General features: G+C 57.8%; 21 protein-coding genes. 10 read left to right on the top strand and 11 right to left on the bottom strand.

Annotated features, from left to right (window positions below):
• The first annotated feature begins 74 nt into the window (after positions 1-74).
• Positions 75-611 (top strand): DUF3299 domain-containing protein, encoded by a 537-nt coding sequence (locus Q1W15_RS21405; protein ID WP_300732079.1) that lies wholly within the window; start codon positions 75-77, stop codon positions 609-611.
• A 251-nt stretch (positions 612-862) separates the two neighbouring features.
• Here the strand turns inward: Q1W15_RS21405 and Q1W15_RS21400 are convergent, their stop codons facing one another.
• Together Q1W15_RS21400 and Q1W15_RS21395 are read right to left on the bottom strand one after the other, a co-directional pair.
• A complete protein-coding gene (locus tag Q1W15_RS21400) occupies positions 863-1,783 on the bottom strand; it encodes a D-hexose-6-phosphate mutarotase (protein ID WP_300732076.1) in 921 nt (306 codons plus the stop codon).
• Between the two features lie 27 nt (positions 1,784-1,810).
• On the bottom strand, positions 1,811-2,212 hold the full coding sequence (locus tag Q1W15_RS21395; RefSeq protein ID WP_300732073.1) for an acyl-CoA thioesterase: 402 nt from the start codon (positions 2,210-2,212) through the stop codon (positions 1,811-1,813).
• A 378-nt stretch (positions 2,213-2,590) separates the two neighbouring features.
• Between Q1W15_RS21395 and Q1W15_RS21390 the strand changes: the two genes are divergently transcribed.
• From Q1W15_RS21390 to Q1W15_RS21360, 7 genes are all read left to right on the top strand, one after another.
• The gene (locus tag Q1W15_RS21390) at positions 2,591-3,880 is read left to right on the top strand and encodes an MFS transporter (protein WP_300732070.1); all 1,290 of its coding nucleotides are present in this window, start codon (positions 2,591-2,593) and stop codon (positions 3,878-3,880) included.
• Between the two features lie 253 nt (positions 3,881-4,133).
• Complete coding sequence (locus Q1W15_RS21385) at positions 4,134-5,120, top strand: phosphate ABC transporter substrate-binding protein PstS (protein ID WP_300732067.1); 987 nt, start codon at positions 4,134-4,136, stop codon at positions 5,118-5,120.
• A gap of 470 nt (positions 5,121-5,590) precedes the next feature.
• Entirely contained in the window at positions 5,591-7,624 is a 2,034-nt protein-coding gene (locus Q1W15_RS21380; protein WP_300732103.1) for an ABC transporter permease subunit, read from the top strand.
• Positions 7,625-7,639: 15 nt separating this feature from the next.
• A complete protein-coding gene (pstA, locus tag Q1W15_RS21375) occupies positions 7,640-9,310 on the top strand; it encodes a phosphate ABC transporter permease PstA (RefSeq protein ID WP_300732064.1) in 1,671 nt (556 codons plus the stop codon).
• Between the two features lie 112 nt (positions 9,311-9,422).
• Positions 9,423-10,256, top strand: a complete 834-nt coding sequence (gene pstB, locus Q1W15_RS21370; RefSeq protein ID WP_300732061.1) for a phosphate ABC transporter ATP-binding protein PstB — start codon at positions 9,423-9,425, stop codon at positions 10,254-10,256.
• A 112-nt stretch (positions 10,257-10,368) separates the two neighbouring features.
• Positions 10,369-11,130, top strand: a complete 762-nt coding sequence (gene phoU, locus Q1W15_RS21365) for a phosphate signaling complex protein PhoU (RefSeq protein ID WP_300732058.1) — start codon at positions 10,369-10,371, stop codon at positions 11,128-11,130.
• A 162-nt stretch (positions 11,131-11,292) separates the two neighbouring features.
• On the top strand, positions 11,293-12,150 hold the full coding sequence (locus Q1W15_RS21360) for a response regulator (protein ID WP_300732054.1): 858 nt from the start codon (positions 11,293-11,295) through the stop codon (positions 12,148-12,150).
• A 263-nt stretch (positions 12,151-12,413) separates the two neighbouring features.
• On the opposite strand, the gene Q1W15_RS21355 is transcribed toward Q1W15_RS21360, so the two are convergent.
• From Q1W15_RS21355 to Q1W15_RS21315, 9 genes are all read right to left on the bottom strand, one after another.
• Positions 12,414-14,375, bottom strand: coding sequence for a DUF4105 domain-containing protein (locus tag Q1W15_RS21355; protein ID WP_300732052.1), 1,962 nt, complete (start codon positions 14,373-14,375; stop codon positions 12,414-12,416).
• Positions 14,372-14,692, bottom strand: coding sequence for a DUF2388 domain-containing protein (locus Q1W15_RS21350; RefSeq protein ID WP_300732050.1), 321 nt, complete (start codon positions 14,690-14,692; stop codon positions 14,372-14,374). Before Q1W15_RS21350 ends, Q1W15_RS21355 begins: the two co-directional genes overlap by 4 nt.
• 266 nt (positions 14,693-14,958) lie before the next feature.
• Entirely contained in the window at positions 14,959-15,276 is a 318-nt protein-coding gene (locus Q1W15_RS21345; protein WP_300732047.1) for a DUF2388 domain-containing protein, read from the bottom strand.
• A 298-nt stretch (positions 15,277-15,574) separates the two neighbouring features.
• The gene (locus Q1W15_RS21340; RefSeq protein ID WP_300732044.1) at positions 15,575-15,790 is read right to left on the bottom strand and encodes a DUF1127 domain-containing protein; all 216 of its coding nucleotides are present in this window, start codon (positions 15,788-15,790) and stop codon (positions 15,575-15,577) included.
• A gap of 316 nt (positions 15,791-16,106) precedes the next feature.
• Positions 16,107-17,597: an acetyl-CoA hydrolase/transferase family protein gene (locus Q1W15_RS21335; RefSeq protein ID WP_300732040.1), complete on the bottom strand. Its 1,491-nt coding sequence runs from the start codon at positions 17,595-17,597 to the stop codon at positions 16,107-16,109.
• A 180-nt stretch (positions 17,598-17,777) separates the two neighbouring features.
• Complete coding sequence (locus Q1W15_RS21330) at positions 17,778-19,214, bottom strand: NAD(P)(+) transhydrogenase (Re/Si-specific) subunit beta (RefSeq protein ID WP_300732039.1); 1,437 nt, start codon at positions 19,212-19,214, stop codon at positions 17,778-17,780.
• Positions 19,211-19,534, bottom strand: coding sequence for an NAD(P) transhydrogenase subunit alpha (locus Q1W15_RS21325; RefSeq protein ID WP_003438157.1), 324 nt, complete (start codon positions 19,532-19,534; stop codon positions 19,211-19,213). The genes Q1W15_RS21330 and Q1W15_RS21325 overlap by 4 nt, the downstream gene beginning before the upstream one ends.
• 11 nt (positions 19,535-19,545) lie before the next feature.
• On the bottom strand, positions 19,546-20,667 hold the full coding sequence (locus Q1W15_RS21320) for a Re/Si-specific NAD(P)(+) transhydrogenase subunit alpha (protein ID WP_300732036.1): 1,122 nt from the start codon (positions 20,665-20,667) through the stop codon (positions 19,546-19,548).
• 436 nt (positions 20,668-21,103) lie between these two features.
• Complete coding sequence (locus Q1W15_RS21315; RefSeq protein WP_300732034.1) at positions 21,104-22,000, bottom strand: LysR family transcriptional regulator; 897 nt, start codon at positions 21,998-22,000, stop codon at positions 21,104-21,106.
• Positions 22,001-22,157: 157 nt separating this feature from the next.
• Here Q1W15_RS21315 and Q1W15_RS21310 point away from each other — a divergent pair, with 157 nt between their 5' ends.
• A complete protein-coding gene (locus tag Q1W15_RS21310; RefSeq protein ID WP_300732032.1) occupies positions 22,158-23,339 on the top strand; it encodes an acyl-CoA dehydrogenase in 1,182 nt (393 codons plus the stop codon).
• Positions 23,340-23,353: 14 nt separating this feature from the next.
• Complete coding sequence (locus Q1W15_RS21305) at positions 23,354-24,574, top strand: CaiB/BaiF CoA-transferase family protein (RefSeq protein ID WP_300732030.1); 1,221 nt, start codon at positions 23,354-23,356, stop codon at positions 24,572-24,574.
• Positions 24,575-24,981: the final 407 nt, after the last annotated feature.

Here is a 24,981-nt window from a genome sequence, read left to right as displayed (position 1 = left end):
CCGGCGCTCTCTGCGCTTGGCGCAGAGAGCGCTAGAATGCGCGGCGTTATCAGCCCTCTTTGATCGAGCCCCCCATGCGCCGTTTTGTCTTGACCTTTCTTTTGCTGGGCGCAGGCCTGGTGCACGCGGCAGAACTGCCGGAAACCGACTGGCTCGACCTGATGCCCAAGTCGGATCAACTTGCCCTCGAACAGATGCCCGAAATCGATCATGACTCGCCTGAAGCTCAGGGCGTGTTCACTGAGAAAGGCGGCCTGAAACAAAGCAAAGGCCTGCCAGCCGTCATGTATTCCAGCAAGACCGTCGCCAGCATGAACGGCAAACAGATTCGTCTGGGCGGTTACCCGGTGCCGCTGGAAACGGACGCCAAAGGGCGCAGCACGCTGTTTTTCCTGGTGCCTTACCCGGGGGCCTGCATCCATGTGCCACCACCGCCGCCCAATCAACTGGTGCTGGTGCGATACCCAAAAGGCTTGAAGCTGGATGACATCTACACACCGCTTTGGGTGACGGGCACGTTGAACGTCGAGAAGGTCAGCAACGACCTGGCCGACGCCGCCTACGCACTGGAGGCCAGCAAGGTGCGGGTCGTGGTCGATGCGGATTTGTAAGTTTTGTCGCGGGTGACGGTCGACGCTCCTACGGATGGCAGAGTTTGTAGGAACGAGCTTGCTCGTGATCTTTTGATCTGGTTTTTGATCTAAAGGGCCCCCTTAAACCACGCTGGCCGATCGCGGCGGCCCACGGCGTAAAGCCGGAACCTTGAGTGGCCGTTACCGCAGCAATGAATAGGCCGAAGACGGGGCGGCACCGCTTTTAAAGATCAAAAGATCGCGAGCAATCGAGCGTCGACCGGCTGCTCCTACGGGGTGGGTGGCAGGGGCGTGCTGCTGATGCTTACGCCCAGCGTATGGCTGGCACCCGGTTCGAGGGTGATCACGTCATCCATCACATTGGCGGTTTCGATGCACAGCATGCGTTGCCAGCCATTGGCGGCCATGTCGCTGAAGCGGGCGGTCTTCTCGACCCACGGATTCCAGATAACGGCGCTGCGTGAGCCACGGCTCTTGAGATTGATACGGCGCGCCCACTGCGGGTCAACGATGCTCAGCGTATCGGGAGTATCGAGGTAGATGCGGTCTGTTTCGCCGCTGAAGTTCAAATCGCCCGACTGTTTAACGTGTTTCCAGTCATCGAGGGTCTCGATGTAGGTCAACCCGTCAACACCGTCTACATGAACCTGGCGCACATCGTTGACCGCAAAATAGCTGTGTAACGCTTGGCTAATGCTGACAGGTGAATCGCCCCGGTTGTGGCTGGTGAGGCTGAGGTGCAGGTGCGTATCGAGACGGATGTTCAGGGTCAGCGCTACATGGTGAGGCCACCCGGGCAGGCCGCCGTCGACAAGGGGTAAGCCCAGTTCAATATGCAGTGCTTCGCCTGCGTCGTCGAAGTCCAGCAGCTCCCATTCGCGGGTGCGTACCAGGCCGTGAGCGGGGGCGGGCTCATGGCTGTGGTACATGGCCTGCACGCTGGGCGGGTTAAGGGCCAGGTTCCCGAACCACGGCCAGCACACCGGCATGCCGGTACGAATGCCTTTGCCGTGGGTGTACTGGGCTTTCTCGTTCAGCCAGATAATGGGCTGTTCGTCGCCTGTCTGATAACTGAGAACCTGTGCGCCCTGTTTGGCGATCAGCAGTTGGGCTTGGCCATGAATAAAGTGCCAGCAATCCAGCTCGCCCATTTTCAGGGACGTACTTGGCAGTGACAGGGTGCTGGGCATGGCAGGTTCTCTCTCGGTGGGCGAGGGTTAACGGCGTGGCGGAACGGAACGGGTACGGCCGCTGCCATCAATGGCAACGAACACAAACACCGCTTCGGTGACTTTGCGCCACTCGCTGGACAGCGGGTCGTCGCTCCACACTTCAACCATCATCTGGATGGAGCTGCGGCCGATTTCCAACGCCTGGGTGTAGAACGACAATTGCGCGCCCACCGCCACCGGCACCAGAAAGGCCATGCGATCGATGGCGACCGTGGCGACGCGGCCACCGGCCACCTTGCTGGCCATGGCGGTCCCTGCCAAGTCCATTTGCGCGACCAGCCAGCCACCAAAAATATCGCCAAAGCCGTTGGTTTCGCGTGGCAGGGCGGTGATTTGCAAGGCGAGGTCACCTTGCGGGATTGGATCTTCTTGTTCGAGCTCTAGCATGCCATTGGGCCTCTGACCCGTGATTCTTCATGTGTACTGCGGGTGAATAAACGTCTTTAGAAAAACGATTCAGCCCGAACATACTACGTTCGTCACGTTCTTCATAAGCCGCGCCAAGGGGAAAGCCCTGCGAAATGGATGGGTGACAGCCCGGCGGGCGTCTTCGCACAGCAACCCCAGAAGCTATCGGAGGTGTGTTAACGCCAGCGAGTATATCGGGCACCAGCCCGGCCGACGACCTTCTGTTTCTGCTTTTTGAACAGGCTGTGCGTCTAGCTCTGTGCTTTGGTACACAATTTGTTATCTTTCAAACCTGCCTTGCCCCTGCTGGCGTAGCTGCAGCTTTTTTGCCTAGCCTAATAAGAGAAGCCATCCTTCATGATCACAGAGCCTTCCAGTGCTGTGCCGCCTTCGCGGCCGTTAACCCGTAATGACTACAAAACATTGTCGCTGTCTGCGTTGGGCGGTGCACTGGAGTTTTACGATTTCATAATTTTTGTGTTCTTTGCCACCGTGGTCGGGAAATTATTCTTTCCGGCCGACATGCCTGAGTGGCTACGCCTGATGCAAACCTTCGGCATCTTTGCGGCTGGCTACTTGGCTCGGCCGCTGGGCGGCATTGTCATGGCGCATTTTGGTGACCTGCTGGGACGCAAAAAGATGTTCACCTTGAGCATCTTCATGATGGCCGTGCCGACGCTGATCATGGGGCTGTTGCCAACCTATGCGCAGATCGGCATGTGGGCACCCATCCTGTTATTACTGATGCGCGTGATTCAAGGCGCTGCGATTGGCGGTGAAGTACCGGGTGCCTGGGTGTTCGTGGCTGAGCACGTGCCGCCGCGCCATGTGGGTTATGCCTGCGGCACGCTGACCTGCGGGCTGACCGCCGGTATTTTGCTGGGCTCGTTGATGGCCACGGCTATTAATACGATTTACACCCCGGCCGAAGTGTCGGATTACGCGTGGCGCATCCCTTTCCTGATGGGCGGCGTATTTGGTCTGTTCTCGGTGTACCTGCGCCGTTGGCTGCACGAAACGCCGGTGTTCGCAGAGCTGCAACTGCGTAAGGCCTTGGCCGAAGAAGTGCCGCTTAAAACCGTGCTGCGCGAACATCGCGGGGCGATTGCCATCTCCATGTTGCTGACCTGGCTGCTGTCTGCCGGGATCATTGTCGTGATCCTGATGACGCCGACCGTGTTGCAAACGGTGTATGGCTTCTCGGCAACGGTCGCACTCAAAGCCAACAGCCTGGCCATCGTATTTCTGAGCCTGGGTTGCATCGCATCGGGTGCATTAGCGGATCGTTTTGGGGCCGGCAAAGTGTTTGTGGTGGGGTGCGCTGCTTTGCTGATCACCACATGGACGTTCTATCACAGCCTGTTGCAACACCCTGACTGGCTGTTTCCGTTGTATGCCTTGAGCGGTTTGTTTGTGGGTGTCATCGGCGCGGTACCGTATGTGATGGTCAAAGCGTTTCCGGCCGTGGTGCGGTTCAGCGGTTTGTCGTTTTCGTACAACCTGGCCTATGCCATTTTCGGCGGCCTGACGCCCATGGCCGTGACCTTGTTGCTTAAAGAAAGCCCGATGGGCCCGGCGTATTACGTGGCAATCATCTGCACGATGGGCTTGCTGGTCGGCGCTTACCTGTGGAAAAAAGGCCGCTGATGGCACCTTAGTCTTGCTCATCGCCACTGGGTGTCTACGGCGTAGACGCTCAGTGGCGTGCTGACATTCAAAACCCTCGCCTAGCCCTTCAGAAAGGGCACACCTGACACGTCTGTACATGCGCACTCAGGGCACTCATTCCAGGTTCAATGATGGCCTTTCATATAATTGTCACATTCGGTTCATAGAGTGGTCATACGGCCTGCTGATACTGGCCCCCGATTCATCTAACCCCGTTTGCTAGGAGTAAGGCATGAAACTGAAGCGTTTGATGGCGGCCATGACTTTTGTTGCCGCTGGCGTTGCAACTGTGAATGCGGTTGCCGCGGGTGTTGATCCGGCTATCCCGGCTTATACCAAGACTACCGGTGTGTCGGGGAACCTCTCCAGCGTCGGTTCCGATACCCTGGCGAACCTGATGACTTTGTGGGCTGAAGCTTACAAAAAAGAATACCCGAACGTGAACATCCAGATTCAGGCTGCCGGTTCTTCGACCGCGCCACCTGCAATCACTGAAGGCACCGCTAACCTGGGCCCGATGAGCCGTAAAATGAAAGACACCGAACTGGCAGCTTTCGAGCAGAAGTACGGTTACAAGCCGACCGCTATTCCGGTGGCTGTGGATGCCTTGGCAGTGTTCGTGCACAAAGACAACCCGATCAAGCACATGACCATGGAACAGGTTGATGCCGTGTTCTCGTCGACGCGTCTGTGTGGCGGCAAGTCGGACATCAAAACCTGGGGCGACCTGGGTGTGACTGGCGACCTGGCCAACAAGCCGGTTCAACTGTTCGGTCGTAACTCGGTATCCGGCACGTACGGTTACTTCAAAGAAGAAGCCCTGTGCAAAGGCGACTTCAAGCCTAACGTGAACGAACAACCGGGCTCGGCTTCGGTCGTGCAGTCGATCAGCTCCTCGCTGAACGGTATCGGCTACTCGGGTATCGGCTACAAAACCTCCAGCGTTAAAACTGTAGCGTTGGCCAAGAAAGGCGGCACTGACTTCATCGAAGACACCGAAGAAAACGCACTGAACGGCAAGTACCCGCTGTCGCGCTTCCTCTACGTGTACGTGAACAAGGCACCTAACAAGCCTCTGGCCCCGCTGGAAGCTGAGTTCATCAAGTTGGTGCTGTCCAAGCAAGGCCAGGAAGTGGTTGTCAAAGACGGCTACATCCCGCTGCCAGCCAAAGTGGCCGCAAAAGCCCTGGCTGACCTGGGTCTGAAAGAAGGCAACTAAGCCTTTTCAGGGCACTTGAGTAACGGTGTAGTCGCTGCCCAAGGCTGCGGTAAGGTCTGTTCTGCAGCCCTCGCAGCCTTGGGCAGCGGCTACACCGATTGAGCCGTACCCACGGATACACCTCATTTTCCATTCCGCTGCCAGCACCACTTGGCGGCGGCTTTTTTGCGTCACTGCTTTGTCATCTTTTTGTCATACAGGACCGCTAGGGTGTGCGCATGAATGATCTGGCCAACTCTCCCATGACTACGACATCCGCTCCCAAGCGCATTGATTTCAATACGCCTGAACTGCAACGCAAGCGACGCATTCGCGCGCTCAAGGACCACCTGACCCGCTGGTATGTATTTATCGGCGGTCTCGCTGTTCTCGGCGCGATCACGTTGATTTTCTTCTTCCTCGCCTACGTCGTGTACCCCCTGTTCCAGGGTGCAGACCTCACCGCCCGGCAAGCGATCACGCCGGTGTGGATGCAGGAGGCTGGCAAGCCATTGATGATCGCGATCGAAGAGCAGAACCAGGTCGGTATGCGGGTGTCCGACAAGGGCCTGGCGCTGTTCTTCAATGCGAAAAATGGTGAGGAGCTCTCGCGGGTTAACTTGCCGTTACCCGCGGGCACCCACGTGACCTCGATCGGTGAGGACCAACCGGGCAGCCCGGTCGTCGCATTGGGCCTGTCCAACGGCCAGGCACTGGTGTTTCGCCATACTTATAGGGTCAGCTACCCGGACGGTAAAAAGACCATCGCTCCAGCGATCGAATACCCGTACGGCGAAACGCCAATCGTGCTTGATCCGCAAGGCGGCCCGCTGGACCACGTGAACCTCAGCGTCAACGATTCAACGCTGGTGCTGGCGGGTTCGACCGGCGCGCAGTTGAGCGTGGTGTCGATGGCCCGTGAAGAAAACATGATGACCGGCGAGGTCACTAACTCTGAAACGCGTATCGACTTGCCGCAGATGACCGAAGCGGTCAAGGCACTCTACGTTGACCCGCGTCAGCAGTGGTTGTACGTCGTGAACGGCCGGGCCCAAGCGGATGTATTCAGCTTGCGCGACAAGACCCTCAACGGTCGCTACAAGCTGCTGGACGATGCGGATGCGCAAATCACTGCCAGTACTCAACTGGTGGGTGGCATTTCGCTGATCTTCGGTGACTCCAAAGGCGGGTTGAGCCAATGGTTCATGGCCCGTGATCCGGATGGCGAGCAGCGGTTCAAGCTTATCCGCAGCTTCCAGATGGGCACTTCGCCGATTGTTGAAATCACGGCCGAGCAGCGCCGCAAGGGTTTCCTGGCCCTGGATGCTGCCGGTGAAATCGGCGTGTTCCACAGCACCGCACACCGCACCCTGCTGGTTGAGAAGGTCGCTGAAGGCCCTGGCATCATGGCGCTGTCGCCACGGGCCAACCGCATCATTGTGGAAGAGGGTGGCAAGCTGCTGCCGCTGACCTTGAAAAACCCGCACCCGGAAGTGTCCTGGAGCGCGCTGTGGAGCAAGGTCTGGTACGAGAACTACGACGAGCCGAAATACGTGTGGCAATCGACAGCGGCCAACACCGACTTCGAACCGAAAATGAGCCTCGCCCCCCTGACCTTCGGTACGTTGAAGGCTGCGTTCTACGCCATGTTGCTGGCTGCACCGCTGGCCGTTGCCGCCGCGATTTACACCGCATACTTCATGGCCCCGAGCCTGCGCCGTAAGGTCAAGCCGGTAATCGAGCTGATGGAGGCGATGCCGACGGTTATCTTGGGCTTCTTCGCCGGTCTGTTTCTGGCTCCGTATGTGGAAGGGCACCTGCCGGGGATCTTCAGCCTGCTGATGCTGATGCCGATTGGTATTTTGCTGGCCGGTTTTACCTGGAGCCGCTTACCGGAGTCGATCCGCCTGCGTGTGCCGGATGGCTGGGAAAGCGTGATCCTGATTCCCGTGATTCTGTTGATGTGCGGGTTCTCGCTGTACATGAGTCCGTTCATGGAAGCCTGGTTCTTTGGCGGCGACATGCGCCTGTGGATCTCCCATGACCTGGGCATCACGTACGACCAGCGCAACGCTCTGGTAGTGGGCCTGGCGATGGGCTTCGCGGTGATCCCGAACATCTACTCGATTGCTGAAGACGCCGTGTTCAGCGTGCCACGCGGCTTGACACTGGGTTCGCTGGCGCTGGGTGCCACGCCATGGCAAACCATGACCCGCGTAGTGATTCTGACTGCCAGCCCGGGGATCTTCTCGGCCTTGATGATTGGTATGGGCCGTGCGGTGGGCGAGACGATGATCGTACTGATGGCTACGGGTAATACCCCGGTCATGGAAATGAACCTGTTCGAAGGCTTGCGCACTTTGGCGGCGAACGTGGCGGTAGAAATGCCTGAGTCGGAAGTTGGCGGCAGCCACTACCGCGTGCTGTTCCTCTCGGCACTGGTGCTGCTGCTGTTCACGTTCATCATGAACACTCTCGCCGAGCTGATTCGTCAGCGTCTGCGCAAGAAATATTCGTCGCTTTAAGGAAGGTAGAAGTCTGTGAAACAGAACTCCCTCAAAGGCTGGTTCAAAAGCGGCGCCCCTGGCGTCTGGATCAGCGGTGGCGCGGTGTCTATCGCCGTCATCATGACCATCGGCTTGCTGTCGGTGATTGCCGTGCGCGGTCTGGGCCACTTTTGGCCGGCTGACCTGGTGCATGCGCAATACAGCGTGCCGGGTGATGCCAATCACACGGTGATCGGCGAAGTGGTGCAAAAGGAAGAGGTCCCCCGTGAGCGCTTGAAAAGCGCGGGCTTGCCCGTGCCTGACCAAGGCCCTGAGTTTATGACCCGCGAGCTGATCAAGGTCGGTAACCGCGACCTGAACGGCAATGACTTTACCTGGGTCGTGGGTGAGTGGCTGGTGAACCAGACCACGCCGCCTGAGCTGATTGCCATTGAGCGTCGCGAGTGGGGCAACTTTTACGGCTACCTGGTCAATGTGAAAGAAAACGGCAAAGTCGTTGCTGAAGGCCAAGCGGCCTGGCCTGAGCTGCAAGCGCGGGTCAAGCGGGTCAACGACCTGGCGGCACAACTGAGCCAGCTTGAGAAAAAAGACATCGGCGCGATCAACCACGGGCTGGAGCGTATCCGCCTGCACGGTCGCAAGCTCGAGCTGGACGGCAAGCTGACCCCGCAGGCTCAAGCGGATATGGAATCCGAACGTGCCGAGCTGAATGCGCGTTACAAGGCCATTGAAGACCGCTTGGGTGAGCTGCATGCGCAGTTCAATCGTGACAGCCTCACTGCCCGCGATGCCAACGGTAAAGAGCTGGAAATCAGCATCGGTAAAGTGGTCAAGGCCTACCAGCCAAATGGCATGAACAGCTGGCAGAAGCTGGCCATGTACTTTGGCAACATCTGGGAATTCCTGAGCCAGGACCCGCGTGAAGCCAACACCGAAGGCGGGATTTTCCCGGCGATCTTCGGCACCGTGATGATGACGTTGATCATGGCCGTCATCGTGACCCCGTTCGGCGTACTGGCGGCGGTGTACCTGCGCGAATATGCCAAGCAAAACACCCTGACCCGGGTGATCCGTATTGCGGTCAACAACCTGGCGGGTGTACCGGCCATTGTGTACGGCGTGTTTGGCCTGGGCTTCTTTGTGTATGTGCTGGGCGGCTCGGTGGACCGGTTGTTCTTCGCTGAAGCCTTGCCGGCCCCGACCTTCGGTACGCCGGGCCTGATGTGGGCCTCGTTGACGCTGGCGCTGCTGGCCGTGCCGGTGGTGATTGTTGCCACTGAAGAAGGCCTGGCACGGATCCCGCGTACAGTGCGTGAAGGTTCGCTGGCGCTGGGTGCAACCAAGTCTGAAACACTGTGGAAAATCGTACTGCCTATGGCCAGCCCGGCCATGATGACGGGCATGATCCTCGCGGTGGCCCGTGCGGCCGGTGAGGTGGCACCATTGATGCTGGTGGGCGTGGTCAAGTTGGCACCGTCGCTGCCGCTGGACGGCAACTACCCGTACCTGCACCTGGATCAGAAAATCATGCACCTGGGCTTCCACATTTATGACGTAGGCTTCCAGAGCCCCAACGTCGAAGCGGCCCGCCCGCTGGTGTACGCCACGGCGTTGCTGCTGGTGTTGGTGATCGCGACCCTGAACTTGTCGGCCGTGTGGATCCGTAACCACCTGCGTGAGAAGTACAAGGCGCTGGACAGCTGATAGATAAGCCCCAAGCGGCGAGTTACAAGCGGCCCATTCAATGCCGCCGCCGCTTTTGCTAAAAACTTGCAGCTTGCAGCCAGAAGCTTGCAGCTACGAACGGAGTGAGCCCATGCAGCATGAATCCTCAGCCCACGGCATCAACATGTCCGCCTTGGGTCGCACCAAACAAAGCTTGAGCCTGGAAAGCGAAGAAGTCGCTATCGAAGTGCCGGGTCTTAACCTGTTCTACGGCGAAAAACAGGCGCTGTATGACGTGAGCCTGAATATTCCCAAGCAACGGGTGACGGCTTTTATCGGCCCGTCGGGCTGCGGCAAATCGACTTTGCTGCGCACGTTCAACCGCATGAATGATCTGGTTGATGGCTGCCGCGTTGAGGGCGAAATCAACCTGTACGGCAACAACATCTACCGCAAGGGCGAAGACGTGGCCGAGCTGCGTCGCCGGGTAGGCATGGTGTTCCAGAAGCCTAACCCGTTCCCCAAGACTATCTACGAAAACGTGGTCTACGGCCTGCGGATTCAAGGCATCAACAAAAAGCGTGTGCTGGACGAAGCGGTTGAATGGGCGCTCAAGGGCGCGGCCCTGTGGGATGAGGTCAAGGACCGCCTGCACGATTCGGCGCTGGGCCTTTCCGGTGGTCAGCAGCAGCGTCTGGTGATTGCCCGTACCATCGCGGTTGAGCCTGAAGTTTTGCTGCTCGATGAACCGTGTTCGGCACTGGACCCGATCTCCACACTGAAAGTCGAAGAGCTCATCTACGAACTCAAGTCCAAGTTCACCATCGTCATCGTGACCCACAACATGCAGCAAGCAGCACGGGTTTCGGACTACACCGCTTTTATGTACATGGGCAAAATGGTCGAATACGGCGATACCGACACCTTGTTTACCAACCCGGCCAAAAAACAGACCGAAGACTACATCACCGGTCGATATGGCTAGTGGCCAATCACCAGCTTTTCAGCTTCAAGCGACAAGTTAAAGCAACCTGGTGAACGACATACATAGCGTGCAGCTTATAGCTTGCAGCTCACAGCTTTTGCGGAGCAAACCCATGATTTCAAAGGATGGCCTCACCCATCACATTTCCGCGCAGTTCAACGCGGAACTCGAAGACGTGCGCAGCCACTTGCTGGCGATGGGCGGCTTGGTCGAGAAGCAGGTTAATGATGCTGTGACGGCGTTGATTGAGGCCGATTCAGGCCTGGCCCAGCAGGTGCGTGAGATCGATGATCAGATCAATCAGATGGAGCGCAATATCGACGAAGAGTGCCTGCGCATTCTGGCCCGTCGCCAGCCGGCTGCCTCTGACCTGCGTTTGATCATCAGCATCTCCAAGTCGGTTATCGACCTGGAGCGCATTGGCGACGAAGCGACCAAGATCGCTCGCCGGGCGATTCAGCTGTGTGAAGAGGGCGAGGCTCCGCGGGGTTATGTGGAAGTGCGCCACATTGGCGATCAGGTGCGCAACATGGTGCGCGATGCCCTGGACGCGTTTGCCCGCTTCGACGCTGAGCTGGCGCTGTCGGTGGCGCAGTACGACAAAATCATCGACCGCGAATACAAAACGGCGCTGCGTGAGCTGGCCACCTACATGATGGAAGACCCGCGCTCCATCTCGCGGGTATTGAGCATCATCTGGGTGCTGCGTTCGCTGGAGCGGATTGGCGACCACGCCCGTAATATTTCGGAGCTGGTGATTTACCTGGTACGCGGCACTGACGTGCGCCACATGGGCCTCAAGCGCATGCGTGAAGAAGTTGAAGGCACGGGTGCTGATAACGCTAATGTTGAGCCGTTGCCTGACGATAAATAAGATTCCCCGAGACCCCAAACGCCCGGCTCATGCCGGGCGTTTTGCTTTTTGGCGTTGAGGGGCACGGTGCTGCGCAGGCATAAAAACCCATGGAGTGCCTTTCGCTCTTGGCACTTGGCCATTATTAGGCGCAAGGTAGTGGGGATTACAAAGGAGCAGTCGATGAGCAAGGTCAGTGTGCTGGTGGTGGATGACGCGTCGTTTATTCGCGATCTGATAAAAAATGGCCTGCGTAACGCTTTTCCGGGCATCAGGATCGAAGACGCTATCAATGGCCGCAAAGCCCAGAATTTACTGACCCGTGAAGCCTTCGACCTGGTGCTGTGCGATTGGGAAATGCCCGAAATGTCGGGGCTGGAGTTACTGGCCTGGTGCCGTGGGCAGGACCGCTTGAAAGCGCTGCCTTTCATCATGGTGACCAGCCGGGGCGACAAAGAGAATGTCGTGCAGGCGATTCAGGCTGGCGTCTCGGATTTTGTCAGCAAGCCGTTCACCAACGAACAGCTACTGACCAAGGTGAAAAAAGCCTTCAGCAAGGCCGGCTTGCTGGAGGCCGTCATGAATAGCGCGCCGGTGCGGGTTAATACGGCGCTGAGCAACGACTCACTCAATGTGCTGACGGGTGGCAAGGCCCAGGCAGTGACCACGACACGCCCGGCCTCAGTTGCACCGACCCCGGCGGGCCGTGGGCAGGGTCAGTTGCGACTGCCACGCGGCACACAGGCATGTGTGATCAAGGCGCTGAGTTTGAAAGAGGCGTTGTTGGTTGTGCGGCGCGGGGCTGTGTTGCCGCAGGTGCTGGACAGTGCGGTGCTGGACCTGGAGCAGGGCGAGAACGCCGAGGTGGCGCGGCTCAATGGTTACTTGCATGCGATTGCGGCTTACGAAGCTCGCCCGGACAGTGACTGGTTGCAATTGACCTTGCGCTTTGTCGATCAGGATATCGAGAAAATGAACTACCTCTCGCGATTGATTGCCCAGGGCACCGTACATAAACACTTCGTGCCGGGTGCCGGGTAGAGTCTTTTGCGGTCAAGGCCGAAGGCGTCGTAAACCATTGCATTCAGGCCTTGCGAGCGTAAGCCTGAACCCCTGATCAGACAGGTGCACCGCGCTGCCGGGTTTTACGACGACTGCGTCGCCGGACGTAGCCTCGCCAGGCTCGTCAACGACTACGTGTAGTCGCTGGCGCAGGCTGCGATCGATTGCGCAGCGATCGTATACCGGTGTTTCCCATGACCAGGCAGCCTCGTTGCGCTCGTCAGCAACTCCAGACGTTCACCTCAGGGCAATTGCAAGCCACCTGCGGCCTTGTGAAGCGCGCGTAGATGGTCCCCGATTTGTTTGACGTTGGCCTCGGTGGCGGCTATTTCAGCCGCGCGAGCGGGCTCCAGCAAGCTGCGCACTTCTTTGTCCAGGTCACCGGTGAGGCGCAGAAGCCTTTGCTGGCGCTGGCTACTTTCGGATTCAAGTATTTTCCATTCTTCAGCCTGCGGCAGGCCGTAACCGCTGCTGCCAAGTAATTCAGCGGGACGGCTCAGAAAGCCGCTGCTGGCGAGAATTTGTTGCAGGGTTTCATTGGCCTTGTCCATGCCGCCCCCGTTGATACCGCGCGCGTTCAGGTATTTCTGCTTCACCTCGTCTTGAGCCAGCAGCAGTTGGCGACGAAACCCCGCCTGTTCAAGCAGTAACAACGCGGCGCTGGTGCGCAGGTCTGCCTGCGGGACCCACGCACGCCGCTCTTCGGCACTCAGCGCCAGCCAGTCTTCAACGGTGGTTTGCTGGATGGGCAGGCGAGCCTTGAGCACATCGAACATCGCTTGATAACGGTCGCGGTAGGAATCAAAGCGATAACCCAGACGCAGGGCTTCCTTGGGGTCATTCAGTACGCGGGTGTCAGCCAGACCGCGTGCCTTGAGCACTTCCAACAGGCCGTTTGGGACAATACTGTCCAGGCCCTTGAGCTGGGCGTTGTCGCTGCCGCTGCGTAGCAGCTTCAGGGTTTCGACGGCGCAGTTATTAGAGATGAAGTAATAGTCACCGTCGTAGCTCCAGTGCATTTCGGCGGCGTGTTCGACGACTTCCTCAATCTCCGGGCGGCTCAGGTTCAGCGGAACCGAAGCCAAGCTGCGCAGCTCGGTCTTGGTGTATTCGTCGATGACCTGGGCCAGAGGTAGTACAAACAAGCGCGAAGGGTAGGCACCGGTCAGGCCGTCCCAGCTTGAAAGCTGTACGTCATTGACGAAGGCTCGGTAGGACAACACCAAGTGTTCCTGCAGGTCGAGGCGACAATCCGGGCCGCGGGGCCGGCCGGGGGCGCAGATGACCAGCCGCAGCATGCTGTGGCCCCAACGGCTGGCCCATTCCTGATTGGCCTCGGCCAGCAGGTAGTCCACGGCATAGACGCGCTCGGGGTCGACGGTGCCCAGTGGTTGCTTGGCGAAGTCGTTACCCGCGTTGAGGAAGGGAAACCCTTGCGGGCATGCATTCCGGGCTTCAGGGGCCCAACCGAAGTGAGCCTGGTAGTAGCGATAGAGCGCGGGGCGGCGACAGGCGTAGGCCGGATCAAGCAGGAAATACTCCATGTTGACCGCGACGAACTCCCGGGGGTTGCTGACTTCATACAGATCCGGGCTACGCACGACTTGATGGTTGTCCTGCTCGCGTTCACCCCGGCGGCCTACGTATTGCTGCCAGCCGGCCAAGTCCAGCAAGCGCGGGTCGTCGCTCAGGGTGAAACGACGTGCGTCCTGGCCTCGGCATTGATCCGGCAGGCCAATCAGGCCCGCGCTGCTGGACTGACGGGTGCAGCGCTGGATCAGCGCACGTTGCGTGGCAGGCCAAAGGCGGGCGCGATCATAAATATGGGTCAGTTCGTGCAACACCGTGGCGAGCATTTCTCGGCGCACGGTGCCGTGGGGGCGGTTGGTCTGTTCGGTGGCGGCCGACCCGTCGGTCAGCGCGGCCAGCAGCTTACGGTTGAGGTCCAGTTCGGACACCAGTGACGCCTGGCCATAGGCGTTGCTGGGCATGTCATCGCTCCAGCCCACCCGAATCTGGCGGTCCAGTTGCTCGATAAAGCGCGGTGGCAGCTTGCTCATGGCCTCATCCAGCAGTGCCTGGCTGGCCTGCTGTTCGGCCGGGCTCAGGCCTTCGGCCTTGAGTTGCAAGTGCAAGGCGGCGTGGGCGTTGCTCAGGCACAGCAACAGGCCACAAGCCGCGAGCCAGCGCGTTAGACGGCTCACAGTGCGAGGATGGCTTCGGCGAGTACCTGATCGCTTGCTGTACGGGCTTCTGGCACGCGCTCACGCAGAGTGTTGAAGGCCGACTCCAATTGCACCCCACGAATAGAGCCTTCGCTGGCGACGAACGTAGCGGCGTCATCGTGGGCTTCACGCACGACTTTTGAATCGCGGATGGAGGTGGTGGTGTCAGACGTGAAGTCAATGGTGCGGCCAAATGCACGCACAATGATGTTACTGGTCTGTACGAGGGTTTGTGCCTGTGCCACGTCGGCGATAAACAACACGCCAAGGGTGGCGATGATCAAGGGGCTGCGCATTAGGGGTCTCCAGGAAAACGCGAGTCAATATTGGACGAAAATTGCGGGCACTCGTTCAAGGGCGATAGACACAACAGTATCGCCCACAGCAGCAGGTGTTCGGCAGAGGGAAATAGCGCGAACCAGAAAACAAAGGGCGTTAGACGGCGTGCGGGTGTACCCCCAGGGCTCCAGTGTGGTGCACGGGAGGTACGACAGCCCCTGCCGGAGTTGCGAGCGGGAGTGAGCTCGCAGCTTTCGGCGGGGTGAAGCGGCAGGCGTTGAGATCAGATCGTCAGGATTGCCTGGGCCAATTGCGTGTCCGTGGCTTCCAGTTGCGGGGCTTGCTGGCGAATGGCTTCAAATGCGCTTTCGAGTTTCACTCCTCGAATGGTCCCGTCGCTGGCCACGAAGCTGGCGGCGTCATCTCGGGCTGCCCGGACGATTTTGTTGTCGCGAAATGAACCTGTGGCATCGGACGTCAGGTCGGAGGTGGCTTTGAGGGTGCCCACCATTGCGTCGGTGGTGACAATAAAGCTGGAGGCATTGGCGTTGGCAGCGACAGCCAACAGCGCTGCCGCGCCCATCAGGTGAAGTCTGGACATGGTGAAACTCCTTGGCATGGGCTAATTAGAATAAACGTTACAGGCGTGATGAGTTGCAAAAGACAGTATTTGACCTGTGAAGTTTACAGACGCGCGCTGACAAAGCCCTCTAAACCAAGCCTTTGCAAAACTGTACCTGTTATATATCAAAATATTTAAAATTGTACTGGTCTGTTGTTGAATGCTCAAAACGGGCCCTGAAAACGACAAAGCCCGTCAGCGGTAATCCGCGACGGGCTTTGTTTTTTCAATTCTGGATGCTGGCGATGGACCGGTGGTCAGGGCCAGCGAGCGCTCATTAGCGCCAGAACGGCTTGCTCAACTCTTCGTAGCGCTGTGCTTCGCTAATCCCGGCATCAGCCAGAAGACGCGAATCCAGGCGAGCCAATTGATGGCGGCTGGAGATGCGGCGCTGCCACAACATCAGGTTGGCAAGTGCGCGCAAAGGCAAAGAAGCCTGGTTGTTTACAGTGTTGCTTTCGCTGAACAGATCGGAACTGAGTGTACGTTCCATGATGACATCCTTCCGCTTGTGGCGGCATTGGCTAGTGGTTTAACTGACGCCAATGATCCTCTTCTAAGTCCAGTCTCTGTAGATACAGTTCACCTGTATTGCAATGGGCCAGTTAACTGTTTATAGGCGCTGTACGGCTATAAATGTGCACAACTGTACCTGTCCGCCCTTTTTTGGTGCGTTTTTGTCGAATTCAGTGTGAAATGACCCTGTTGGGGCTCGGTATCGACCAGTACAGCAGTACAGTTTTTGAAATTTACTGCAAAAAAACCGCCGAGAAAACCGTGTTTTCGTCGGCGGCTGTCTAGCCCGCGTGTTACGGCAGCATCTTCCCGGTTTCTTCCAGGTTTATATGCCAGCTCAAGGCGTCGCGCAGGATGTGCGGTGTATGGCCGCCGATTGCGCAGGCTTTGGTGAAGTAGTCGTTCAATGCTTCGCGGAAGTCTGGGTGCACGCAGTTATCAATAATCACGCGGGCGCGCTCACGGGGTGCCAGGCCGCGCAGGTCTGCCAGGCCCTGTTCAGTCACCAGGATGTCCACATCGTGTTCGGTGTGGTCGACATGGCTGACCATGGGCACGACGCTGGAGATTGCACCGGCCTTGGCAATGGACTTGGTCACAAAGATCGCCAGGTGGGCGTTACGGGCGAAGTCCCCCGAGCCACCGATACCGTTCATCATGCGCGTGCCGCACACGTGGGTGGAGTTCACGTTGCCGTAGATGTCGAACTCCAGGGCCGTGTTGATGCCGATAATACCCAGGCGTCGCACCACTTCAGGGTGGTTGGAGATTTCTTGCGGGCGCAAAACCAGTTTGTCCTTGTAGCGCTCCAGGTTACCGAACACATCTGAGTTGCGACGGCTGGACAAGGTAATCGAGCTGCCTGAAGCGAAGCTCATCTTGCCCGCATCGATCAGGTCGAAGGTCGAGTCCTGCAGCACTTCGGAGTACATGGTCAGGTCTTCGAACGGCGAGTCAATCAAGCCGCACATCACGGCGTTGGCGATATTACCGATACCGGCCTGCAATGGGCCCAGTTTGTTGGTCATGCGCCCGGCTTCAACTTCCTGCTTGAGGAAGTTGATCAGATGGAACGCGATACCGTCGGTTTCGCTGTCGGGCTCGGACACAGTAGACGGTGAGTCCGGCTTGTTGGTGATCACGATCGCGACAATTTTTTCAGGCGGAATCGGGATGGCCGTGCTGCCGATACGATCGTCGACTTTCACCAGCGGGATCGGGGTGCGCGTCGGACGGTAGGTCGGAATATAGATGTCGTGCAGGCCTTCCAGGTTCGGGTTATGCGCCAGGTTGATCTCGACGATCACCTGTTTGGCGAAAATCGCGAAGCTGGCAGAGTTGCCGACAGACGTCGTAGGTACGATATGACCCTGCTCGGTAATCGCAACGGCTTCGATAACAGCAATGTCCGGCAGCTTGAGCTGGTTGTTGCGCAACTGCTCCACGGTTTCGGACAGGTGCTGGTCAATGAACATCACCTCGCCCGCGTTGATTGCCTTGCGCAGGGTGCTGTCGACCTGGAACGGCATACGGCGAGCCAGTACACCGGCTTCGGTCAGTTGCTTGTCGAGGTCGTTGCCCAGGCTGGCGCCGGTCATCAAGGTGATTTTCAGCGGCGACTTTTTGGCACGCTCGGCCAGTGCGTGTGGAACCGCCTTGGCTTCGCCGGCACGGGTAAAACCGCTCATGCCGACAGTCATGCCGTCTTGGATAAGGGCGGCGGCTTCTTCGGCGCTCATGACCTTATCGTGTAGGGAGTTCAGGCGAATACGTTCACGGTACATGGATTGTTATCTCGGGCAACGGAAGCAAGAAGCGCAGTCTATTCACTTTCATGCGGTTTCGTCCCGCTACCATTGTCTAATGCCCGCAGGCGATTTAGAGCCTTTGGTCGGGATCTATCGGAAATAAAAAACCCCGGTCAATGCTGCGCCGGGGTTCTGGGTGAAGCAGTGGTCAGTCTGTTACTCGACCGCTTTGACCATATCTTCAATCACTTTCTTGGCGTCACCGAAGACCATCATGGTTTTGTCCAGGTAAAACAGTTCGTTATCCAGCCCTGCATAGCCGCTGGCCATGGAGCGCTTGTTAACGATGACGGTTTTAGCTTTATAAGCCTCGAGGATCGGCATGCCTGCGATTGGCGATTTGGGATCGTTCTTGGCGGCCGGGTTGACCACGTCGTTGGCACCGAGCACCAGCACCACATCGGCCTGGCCGAATTCGGAGTTAATGTCTTCCATCTCGAACACCTGGTCATACGGCACTTCGGCTTCAGCCAGCAGTACGTTCATATGGCCTGGCATGCGGCCTGCCACCGGGTGAATGGCATATTTCACGGTCACACCACGGTGGGTCAGCTTTTCCGTCAGCTCTTTAAGGGCGTGTTGCGCACGGGCCACGGCCAGACCGTAGCCGGGCACGATGATCACAGTGTCAGCGTTGGTCAGCAAGAAGGTCGCATCGTCAGCCGAGCCGGATTTCACCGGCCGGGCCTCTTGCGCGCCTGCCGGGCCGGCTGTATCGGTTGCGCCGCCAAAGCCGCCGAGGATCACGTTGAAGAACGAGCGGTTCATCGCTTTGCACATGATGTACGACAGAATCGCACCCGATGAGCCCACCAGCGAGCCGGCAATGATCAGCATCGAGTTGTTCAGCGAGAAACCGATACCGGCCGCTGCCCAGCCCGAGTAACTGTTAAGCATCGACACCACCACGGGCATGTCGGCACCGCCGATCGGGATGATGATCAGCACACCCAGCACGAATGCCAGAGCCAGCATCAATGCGAAGGCATTGAGATTACCGGTCAGCATAAAGGTGATGCCAAGCGCCAGTGTGGCCAGGCCCAGTACCAGGTTCAGCTTGTGTTGGCCGCTGAATTGTACCGGTGCACCCTGGAACAGGCGGAACTTGTATTTGCCCGACAACTTGCCGAATGCAATAACCGAACCCGAGAAGGTGATTGCGCCAATGGCTGCGCCCAGGAACAGCTCCAGACGGTTACCGGCCGGGATGGCGTCGCCCAAGTGTTTGACGATGCCCAGCGATTGGGGCTCAACCACCGCAGCGATTGCAATAAACACCGCAGCCAGGCCGATCATGCTGTGCATGAAGGCGACGAGCTCAGGCATTTTGGTCATTTCGACGCGTTTGGCCATGACCGAGCCAGCGGTGCCACCGACCAGCAGGCCAACGATCACATAACCGATACCGGCCGTTGCGATTTCCGCGCCCAGTTTATAGACCAGCCCTACGGTGGTAATCACCGCCAAGCCCATCCCCAGCATGCCGAAAAAATTTCCGCGCCGGGAGGTGGTCGGGTGCGACAAGCCTTTCAGGGCCTGAATAAAGCAGATGGATGCCACCAGGTAGAGAACAGTGACCAGGTTCATGCTCATGGCTTGCGCACCTCTTCTTTAGCTTTAGGTGCTTTCTTCTTGAACATTTCCAGCATGCGCCGGGTGACCAAAAATCCACCGAATACGTTTACGGCCGCCAGTGCGACGGCCAGAGTGCCCATGGTTTTACCCAGTGGGGTGACGGTCAATGCGGCTGCGAGCATGGCACCCACAATCACGATGGCCGAAATGGCGTTGGTAACGGCCATCAACGGGGTGTGCAGCGCAGGCGTTACGTTCCAGACCACGTGATAGCCCACATAGATGGCCAGCACAAAAATGATCAGGTTGTAGATGCCGGGGGAGATCAGCTCTTCCATTGTTTTTATCCTCAGCCGTTTTTGCGCAGGACTTGACCGTCGCGGCACATCAGGCACGCGGCGACGATGTCGTCTTCAAGGTTGATCTGGAACTGGCCTTCAGGGGTGAAGACCAGTTTGAGGAAGTCCAGCAGGTTGCGGGCGTAGAGCGCCGAGGCGTCGGCGGCAACCATGGCGGCCAGGTTGGTGTGGCCCACGATGGTCACGCCGTGTTCGACCACGACGTCATCAGCCACCGTCAGCGGGCAGTTACCGCCTTGAGCCGCGGCCAGGTCGATCACGACAGAGCCGGGCTTCATCTGTGCCACGGTCTCTGCGCTCAGCAGTACAGGTGCCTTGCGGCCCGGGATAAGAGCGGTGGTGATGACGATATCGGCTTGCTTGGCGCGCTCGTGAACGGCCAGGGCCTGGCGCTGCATCCAGCTGGCTGGCATGGGGCGGGCATAACCGCCCACACCGACGGCGCATTCGCGTTCTTCGTCGGTCTCGTAAGGCACGTCTACAAACTTGGCCCCCAGAGACTCGATCTGCTCTTTAACGGCAGGGCGCACATCAGATGCTTCGATCACGGCTCCCAGTCGCTTGGCCGTGGCAATGGCCTGCAAGCCTGCGACGCCTGCGCCGAGGATCAGCACACGGGCGGCTTTCACCGTACCAGCGGCGGTCATCAGCATCGGCATAAAGCGCGGGTAGTGGTGAGCGGCCAGCAGCACGGCTTTATAGCCAGCAATGTTGGCTTGGGATGACAGCACATCAAGACTTTGCGCACGGGATGTGCGGGGTGCGGCTTCCAGGGAGAAGGCGGTAATACCCTGCTCAGCCAGGGCAGCAATGGTTTCATTGCTGAACGGGTTGAGCATGCCAATCAGCACGGCACCTCTGTTGATCTGGGCCAATTCACTGCCGCTGGGCGCGACGACCTTCAAAATCAGCTCAGCGCCGAATGCTTGGGCAGCGCTGCCAATCGTTGCGCCGGCGGCTTCATAAGCGCTGTCAGTAACGCTGGCATTGATACCTGCGCCGCGTTGAACAGTCACCGTATGGCCTTGGCCGATCAGCTTCTTGATGGTTTCCGGGGTTGCAGCAACCCGCGTTTCACCCTGATGGGTTTCGAGAGGAACACCAATGTGCACGTCATATCTCCTGCGTGATCTTTTATAAGAAAGCCAGCGCACTACGGGTGGTGCGACTGGGGCGGCCGATCAGCACGATCCCACCTGAATGCAGGTGGGGCGGGGCATTTTGCAGGCGATTTTTTGACCCTTCAAGAACTTATGGAGGGTGACGTATTATTAACTACAAGTCATGCGGTGACCGAATGTCGCATGACAAGGCTTTAAGCCTTATATAACGTGGCCTGTAGAGTTTTAGTGAGTTTTTAAATATTTTTTCACATTTCTTTTGGTTATCGGTGCATAACTTTCAGAAATACCCTGCAGGCCGCGTGGTTACTGGCTTGCAGGATTGTCCAGCTAGACAAAAGTACTAGGTACTTTAAAGCGACATTTTCTTATATATGTAGTGTGTTTTTATAGTGCGCTACATTATTTTTATGTGGGCTTAAGGTGTCTAGTTCAGGCTATAGCGCTGAGCTTGATGGATGAGCCAGTCCCGGAAAGCATGCAGTGAAGCGGATTCAATTTTCCGCTCTGGAATCATCAGGTAATAGGCTTTGGTGCTAGACAGGGAGGACGTGTTGGCTATTACCAAGCGTTTTTCGGCGAGTTCGCGCTGAATGAGAAATGGAGGGATAAGCGCTACCCCCATTTCATGCATGGCGGCTTGGGCTAGCATGGAAAAAAGCTCATAGCGCGACCCGGTCATGTCGCGGGGCACATTTATTTCCAGGGCGTTAAACCATTGGCGCCATGCGTAAGGTCGGGTGGTTTGCTGCAGCAGTGGCAGTTCGGCGATGGTTTGGGGGCTAAGGCTTGCATCTGCCCCCAGGAATGATGGGCTGCAAACGGGGACAGGATTCTCTCCCATCAGACGGTAAGACGAAGTGCCCGACCAATCGGCGTCGCCAAAGTAGATCGCGGCGTCAAAGTCCGTGTCGGTAAAGAGAAAAGGCCGAGTGCGGTTTGTCAGGTTAACGGTTACGTCCGGGTGTTGTTGTTGGAAGTCCTTAAGGCGAGGTAGCAACCATTGCGTGCCGAAGGTGGGGACCACGGCCAGCTCTATTGTATTGGAGCCTTGCTGGCCCATCACGGACAGGGTGTCGCGCTCCACGGCGTCGAGTTGGGTAGCGATGCGGCGGCTATAGGAAAGCCCAGCCTCAGTCAGCTTTACGCCGCGCTTGGAGCGTCTGAAAAGTTCTACGCTTAAGAACTCTTCCAGGCTGGCGATCTGTCGGCAAATAGCGCCTTGCGTGAGGGAGAGTTCATGGGCAGCCTTGGTAAAGCTTTCGTGGCGGGCGGCAGCCTCAAAACTGATGAGGGCTGTCGTGCTGGGGATTTTGCGGCGCATGTACGGCTTCCTCACTAAATAGCGTCAGATGTGGCGTATTTATCGTCATGAAGTGAGAAATTATCACAAGAGGGTGCTGAATCCTCGTTTGCCCTTTATAGAAAGGGCGGCCTAGGATCGGTTCACACTATTTGGTCAATTGCGCGAGGGTTCTCTCATGGCGGGTAAAGCAAGCTTCAACTGGATTGATCCACTGTTGCTGGATCAGCAGCTCACTGAAGAGGAGCGCATGGTGCGTGACAGTGCTGAGCAGTTTGCTCAGGACAAACTGGCTCCGCGGGTGCTTGAGGCTTTCCGTCATGAAAAAACAGACCCGGCGATCTTTCGTGAAATGGGTGAAACGGGTTTGCTGGGGGCGATGATTCCAGAGCAGTACGGTGGCAGCGGCCTCAACTACGTCTGTTACGGCTTGATTGCCCGTGAAGTTGAGCGCGTCGACTCGGGCTATCGCTCGATGATGAGTGTTCAGTCGTCACTGGTGATGGTGCCGATCAATGAGTTTGGGACTGAAGCTCAAAAGCAGAAATACTTGCCTAAGTTGGCGTCGGGCGAGTGGATTGGCTGCTTTGGTCTGACTGAGCCTAACCACGGTTCTGATCCGGGCGCGATGATTACTCGTGCGCGCAAAGTCGACGGCGGCTACAGCCTGACGGGCGCAAAAATGTGGATCACCAATAGCCCGATCGCGGATGTGTTTGTCGTGTGGGCCAAGGACGATGCGGGTGATATTCGTGGTTTTGTTCTGGAAAAAGGCTGGAAGGGTCTGACTACACCTGCGATTCACGGCAAGGTGGGTCTGCGCGCTTCGATCACGGGTGAGATCGTGATGGATAACGTGTTCGTGCCTGAAGAGAATATCTTCCCGGATGTGCGCGGGCTTAAAGGGCCGTTTACGTGCCTCAACTCTGCCCGCTATGGCATTGCGTGGGGCGCATTGGGTGCGGCGGAATTCTGCTGGCATACCGCTCGCCAGTACACCTTGGACCGCCAGCAATTTGGCCGGCCTTTGGCGGCTACACAGTTGGTTCAGAAGAAGCTGGCGGATATGCAGACCGAGATCACATTGGCCCTGCAGGGTTGCCTGCGCCTTGGGCGGATGAAGGATGAGGGAACGGCGGCAGTTGAAATCACCTCGATCATGAAGCGCAACTCGTGCGGCAAGTCGCTGGATATTGCGCGTCTGGCGCGAGACATGTTGGGCGGTAATGGCATTTCGGATGAGTTCGGTGTGGCTCGCCACATGGTCAACCTGGAAGTGGTTAATACCTATGAAGGTACGCATGACGTACATGCCTTGATTCTGGGGCGTGCGCAGACGGGTCTTCAGGCGTTCTATTAATAGGAGCTTCTGATATGGGCGCTTTATCGCATTTGCGGGTGTTGGACCTGTCGCGGGTACTGGCCGGGCCATGGTCTGGCCAGATACTGGCGGACTTGGGCGCCGAGGTGATTAAGGTAGAGCGCCCAGGGAACGGTGATGACACGCGAGCCTGGGGGCCGCCGTTCTTGAAGGACGCCGACGGAGAGAGCACGGGTGAGGCCGCTTACTACTTGTCGGCCAACCGTAACAAACAGTCGGTGACCATTGATTTCACCAGGCCTGAAGGGCAGCAGTTGGTGCGGGAGTTGGCGGCAAAATCCGACATCCTCATCGAGAACTTCAAGGTGGGTGGGCTTGAGGCATACGGGCTGGACTACGCATCGCTCAAGCAGCTTAATCCTGACCTGATCTACTGCTCCATTACGGGTTTTGGCCAGACGGGGCCTTACGCCAAGCGCGCGGGTTATGACTTTATGATTCAGGGCTTGGGCGGCCTGATGAGTCTGACAGGGCGGCCGGCAGGTGAGGAGGGGGCGGGGCCAGTCAAGGTTGGTGTGGCGTTAACGGATATTCTGACCGGCTTGTACTCGACCGTCGCTATTCTCGCGGCGCTTGCTCATCGCCAGCATCGTGGTGGCGGGCAGCATATCGATATGGCGTTACTGGATGTGCAGGTCGCTTGCTTGGCGAATCAGGCCATGAACTACCTGACGACGGGTGTTTCTCCACAGCGCTTGGGTAATGCACATCCGAATATTGTCCCGTATCAGGACTTTCCGACAGCGGATGGCGATTTCATTCTTACCGTGGGCAATGATAGCCAGTTCAGAAAGTTTGCTGAGGTGGCGGGTCGTCCTGAGTGGGCGGAGGATTCACGCTTTGCGACCAATACACTGCGCGTAGCCAATCGGTCGGTACTGGTCCCGCTGATTCGCCAGGCAACCGTCTTCAAGACGACTGCCGAGTGGGTGTCTCAGTTGGAAGCGGTCGGCGTACCGTGCGGCCCTATTAATGACTTGGCGCAAACATTTGCCGATCCCCAGGTGCAGGCGCGCGGTTTGGCCGTGGAGTTGCCACATGCGCTGGCGGGGCGGGTGCCCCAGGTTGCGAGCCCTATCCGGCTGTCTGAGACGCCGGTGGAGTATCGGAATGCGCCACCGCTCTTGGGTGAGCATACGGCACAGGTACTGGAGCGAGTGCTTGGCTTGAGTTCCGGTGCAGTCGAGTCGTTACGTCAATCAGGTGTGGTGTAGCCATGCCTATATAGAGAGAGGGGGCGTTAGCCCCCTCTCTCTATATAGGTGGGTTTTGCTGGGGTGCTAACTAATTGATAGGCTCGCTCAATTAGCGCTTGACTCAAAAAATAAGCGGCCTATAATTCGCCCCACTTCCGGCGCAGTCGAAACGGAAAACTCCTTGATTATCAACGAGTTGGATTGGTTTTCGGCGGTGCCAGCTTCAAGTCATCGAAGCAGGAAATGAGGTGTTGACAGCAGCGTGTAACGCTGTAGAATTCGCCTCCCGCTAACGAGAGATCGAAAGCGCAAGTGGTTGATGTTGCAGAGGAAACTTTGAAAACATCTTAAAATAACCGCTTGACAGCAACAGAGGCTGCTGTAGAATGCGCGCCTCGGTTGAGCGAAAGCTTAACCAACCGCTC

The sequence above is a fragment of the Pseudomonas sp. genome (assembly GCF_030150285.1).
Taxonomy (GTDB): domain Bacteria; phylum Pseudomonadota; class Gammaproteobacteria; order Pseudomonadales; family Pseudomonadaceae; genus Aquipseudomonas.
This window is presented reverse-complemented; position numbering and strand designations above follow the sequence as displayed.